The 4,194-nt window shown below is 37.7% G+C and carries 5 protein-coding genes; all 5 read left to right on the forward strand.

Going from position 1 to position 4,194, the window contains the following annotated elements; translation table 11 throughout:
* The first annotated feature begins 260 nt into the window (after positions 1-260).
* A complete protein-coding gene (gene liaF, locus AB1471_RS16600) occupies positions 261-974 on the forward strand; it encodes a cell wall-active antibiotics response protein LiaF (protein WP_367780874.1) in 714 nt (237 codons plus the stop codon).
* Entirely contained in the window at positions 971-2,008 is a 1,038-nt protein-coding gene (locus AB1471_RS16605) for a sensor histidine kinase (RefSeq protein ID WP_367780875.1), read from the forward strand. The genes liaF and AB1471_RS16605 overlap by 4 nt, the downstream gene beginning before the upstream one ends.
* Position 2,009: 1 nt before the next feature.
* A complete protein-coding gene (locus AB1471_RS16610) occupies positions 2,010-2,642 on the forward strand; it encodes a response regulator transcription factor (RefSeq protein ID WP_367780876.1) in 633 nt (210 codons plus the stop codon).
* A 65-nt stretch (positions 2,643-2,707) separates the two neighbouring features.
* Complete coding sequence (locus AB1471_RS16615) at positions 2,708-3,298, forward strand: DinB family protein (RefSeq protein WP_367780877.1); 591 nt, start codon at positions 2,708-2,710, stop codon at positions 3,296-3,298.
* Between the two features lie 582 nt (positions 3,299-3,880).
* Positions 3,881-4,090 carry a hypothetical protein gene (locus tag AB1471_RS16620; protein WP_367780878.1) on the forward strand — a complete coding sequence of 70 codons (210 nt, stop codon included), beginning with the start codon at positions 3,881-3,883 and terminating at the stop codon, positions 4,088-4,090.
* The last annotated feature ends 104 nt before the right edge of the window (positions 4,091-4,194 follow it).

A 4,194-nucleotide genomic window follows, 5' to 3' on the forward strand; every position in this document is an offset into this window, starting at 1 on the left:
GAGCTAGATGGTACAAAAGCGGAAGCGGGCGTTTAGGCTCGACAGGCGTAAGGGAACTGTCAAGGAGGGTCGTACTTTCCCACCGCAGTCGGAGCACTACGAATAAAGAGAAGTCGCTATGATTTCTCTTTATTTCCCTAAATTTATTTGGTATTACTCTGAGCTCAGGATACAATAGAATGGATGAAATTTTCAACAACGAATCAGAGGAGATCTGATGGTTGTTGATGTGTTCATCTTATTGGAAGGGAGACAGTAGAATGTTTCATCAGTTAAAAACGTTTTTTTTCTCGTCAGTAATCCTTATTGCCCTCTTTTTTCTACCCACTATACTGTTTTCACTTCTTTTTTCTGGTTTTCTCATCTATTTTGGTGGAAAGAAATTTCATCGTTTTTTGGGGAAAATACTTTTTGGTCTTGGTTTGTTTTTTGTTGTGCTGATAATTTCAAATGTGTTTATGGTAAAGGTTTTACTCATCATTCTAGTGTTCTATTATGTTCACGCTTATGTTGGATCGAAAAAAAAACCAAAAGTGCACTCGCCATTAATTAGTTACCCAAATGAAAACGTGAAGGTGGACACACTTGTTCTCAAGCGTCAGCAACTTCTTTCGAATAAGTGGATTGGTCATCAACAGACACCGAATGAAACGTATGAATGGGAAGATATTCAGTTGCAAAATGGCGTGGGTGATGTGGTTATTGATTTAAGTAATACCGTTCTTCCCCTTGGAGAATCAATTATTTCCATTCGAGGTGGTATTGGAAAAGTGACCATTTTGATCCCGTATGAAATAGATATTAGTTTACGTCATTCAGTGATTATAGGTTCTGCTTCTGTTTTTCACTTCATGCAAACAAGAATGTGGAATGAAAGTATGCACTACACAACGCAAGAATACAATGTAGCACCTCAAAAAATGAAAATCCTCACTTCAATGTGGATTGGAGATTTAGAGGTGAAGCGAGTATGACGCTATTGACCAAAGGAGTTCTGCAATCGGTGGGTCTTGCGCTGACAGTCATGTTAGTAAGTCTAGGAGGGTATTTGTTGCTGTTTCCTCCTGAAGACTGGTCAATATTTTGGTCGACTCGAATAGTAGATATTCCTCTAATCTTCTTTTTATTGTTAAGTACGTTTTCAATTACAATCATTTGGGCATTTATCCAAGGTGCAGGACTTAGACAGCAAATACACTATGTTAGACACCAACTTGAAGATATGAAGTTGGGAAGGTCAACGTTACAAGGGAAATCACCTCAGAGCACTGAACTCGCACAGCTTTCACTTGAAGCAAAAAACGTTCAGACGATGATCAATGACCAAGTTCGATTAGCACAAAAACTAGCAAGTGAAAAAGTAGAGAACCAAGAAAAAGTAATTCAAGAAATGGTTTCTAAAGAACGGAATCGACTAGCAAGAGAGTTACACGATTCAGTCAGTCAACAACTTTTTGCCGCCTCCATGCTAATGTCAGCCATAAATGAAACGAGAGAGCATACACAAAATGACGAAACAAAGCAATTAAAATTGGTGGAAGAAATGATTCATCAATCTCAACTTGAAATGCGTGCGTTGTTTCTTCAGTTAAGACCCGTGGCGTTAAAAGGAAAAACGTTCAAAGAAGGTATGGCCGAGTTAATGATTGAACTTCAACAAAAAGTCCCCCTATCCATTTCGTGGAAATCCGAAGAGATGAGATTGGCCAAAGGTGTGGAAGACCATTTGTTTCGTATCTTGCAGGAATCTGTATCCAATACGCTAAGACACGCTAAAGCAAGTGTATTGGATGTGTTTTGTATCCAACGAGACGGTAATGTCATTTTACGTGTTGTGGATGATGGAGAGGGCTTTAATGTTACTGACGAAAAAGCGGGGGCGTATGGTCTTCAAAATATGAAAGAACGTGCAATTGAGATAGGTGGATCCCTTAAAATCGTTTCTTTACCAAATAAAGGTACGAGATTAGAGGTTAAAGTTCCTTTTGTAGAAAGGGAGGAGGAGTAGCATGATTCGAGTTCTGTTTGTAGATGATCACGAAATGGTACGAATTGGAGTCGGCTCTTATTTATCAGCTCAAAAAGATTTAGAAGTAGTGGGAGAAGCAGATGATGGAGGAGCAGCCGTTGAATTAGCATTGTCACTTAGACCTGATATTATTTTAATGGATTTAGTGATGAAGGAAATGGATGGAATAGAAGCGACAAAGCGAATTATAGCTGCCTGGCCTGACGCGAAAATTATTATTGTAACGAGCTTTTTAGATGACGATAAGGTATACCCTGCATTAGAAGCAGGTGCGACTAGCTATATGCTTAAAACATCAAAAGCTAGTGATATTGCCAATGCTGTACGAAAAACGTTTCATGGTGAAATGGTGTTAGAACGTGAAGTGACAGACAAAGTAATGAAAAAAATGAGACAAGGTGACAAGAGACCTCTACACGAAGAACTAACGACAAGAGAAATTGAAATTTTGCATTTAATGACAGAAGGGAAAGCGAATCAAGAAATTGCGGATGAACTATACATTGCTTTAAAAACAGTCAAGACGCATGTTAGCAATATTTTGAGTAAGTTAGAAGTTCAAGATCGTACACAGGCGGTTATTTATGCATTCAAACATGAATTAGTAACGTAAGGTGGGAAAGTCATGTCAAATGTGGATAAACAATAAATTACCACATACAGAAAGGAGTAACTGTGATGATTATAGAACCACAAATACGAAGGGGGGAAGATGGTAAAGTTGAAATTAATCAGTATAAACAGATCAATAGACTTTTGCTTAAACGAGGAGGGAAAAGGAAAATGATTTCACTACAAGATTGGTTCTCCTATCATGTGTGGGGAACAACACGTCAGCTGGAACACTTAACAACACTACCTGACAATGTGTACGATCAGGAAATTCAAAGTGTGTTCCCATCGATTAGAGCAGTTTTTGAACATGTTTGGGTAGTTGATTATTTGTGGCTTCAACGAATGAAAGGTGAAACACAGCCTGAACCGCCTGACATCCAGCTACTTACAATTGAAGAGGCAAAACATGAGTTCACGCTACTTCATGAAGAAATACAATGTTTTATACAACAGAGTGAAGATTTTACTACACCTTTTTCATTTAAAACAATAAAAGGGTTTGTGATGGAAAACACAGTGGAAGAAATGATCTATACAGTAGTGAATCATGGTTCTTATCACCGTGGAAATGTGACAGCGATGCATCGTCAACTGGGATATGAAGGTGTTGTGTATGATTATATTTATTACCTAGATTCCACGCGGAACAATTAGAAAACACGCTTACAACAAGTATCCATAAAGGATTTCATCCTATTTAGCCTTCACCCAATGGCGGCTTTTGAAATGAAAAGGATTAACTAAAACTGGCAAGGCGATGTTCGTAAAAGAGCGTTGTGACGCCAGTTTTTTTCTGTTTAAAAAAGTGTCTCTGCATACAAAAGAGGAGGTATGATGAGCAACTAAGTCTCAAGTCTTAGCTTAAAATCAAACTTGAGAGCGTTACTGAGAAACCGAGTAGTAGATATGATTAAACCATGATAAAAAGGAGGAACATAATTATGAAAAAAGTTGGATCATTCATCGTTGGGACGATCGTAGTTGCAGTCATTGCATTGGGGGTTTTGGTTCATGCAACTAAGTCTCAAGTTTTAGATGAAAATCAAACTTGAGAGCGTTACTGAGAAACCGAGTAGTAGATATGATTAAACCATGATAAGAAAAGGAGAAACATAATTATGAAAAAAGTTGGATGTTTCATCGTTGGAGCGATCGTAGTTGGAGCCTTTGTGTTCTACGCACTTTACTATGGTTATTATCAGACTCTTTAATATACAAATAAAGGAGGAAATAGCCATGAGAATCAAACTAAAACCAAGCAAGAAATTTGCTAGAATAAAGCACATCATCGTAAATGGAACGATGGTTGCAACAGGATTTGACCGATGTGATGGAACATTTGAAGTCATGCCACACGCTCAATACTTCAATTACAACAATACGGTGATCATTGAAGAAAAAAGAATGGAAGAATGGTTCATCAAAAAACTTGACGATTTAATATAGAGGGGAATTTAATATGACACAGAAATCGATTGTTCAGCTAAGAGATGTCACGAAAAAGATTAATGGGAAAACGATTATTGACAAGGTTTCATTTGATGTTTATG

This window comes from Jeotgalibacillus marinus (assembly GCF_040801915.1).
Taxonomy (GTDB): Bacteria; Bacillota; Bacilli; order Bacillales; family Jeotgalibacillaceae; genus Jeotgalibacillus; species Jeotgalibacillus marinus.

Coding starts and splice junctions, on each gene's coding strand:
- AB1471_RS16620 (WP_367780878.1), top strand. CDS start 3,881: ATGAGAATCAAACTAAAACCAAGCAAGAAATTTGCTAGAATAAAGCAC.
- AB1471_RS16615 (WP_367780877.1), top strand. CDS start 2,708: ATGATTATAGAACCACAAATACGAAGGGGGGAAGATGGTAAAGTTGAA.
- AB1471_RS16610 (WP_367780876.1), top strand. CDS start 2,010: ATGATTCGAGTTCTGTTTGTAGATGATCACGAAATGGTACGAATTGGA.
- AB1471_RS16605 (WP_367780875.1), top strand. CDS start 971: ATGACGCTATTGACCAAAGGAGTTCTGCAATCGGTGGGTCTTGCGCTG.
- liaF (WP_367780874.1), top strand. CDS start 261: ATGTTTCATCAGTTAAAAACGTTTTTTTTCTCGTCAGTAATCCTTATT.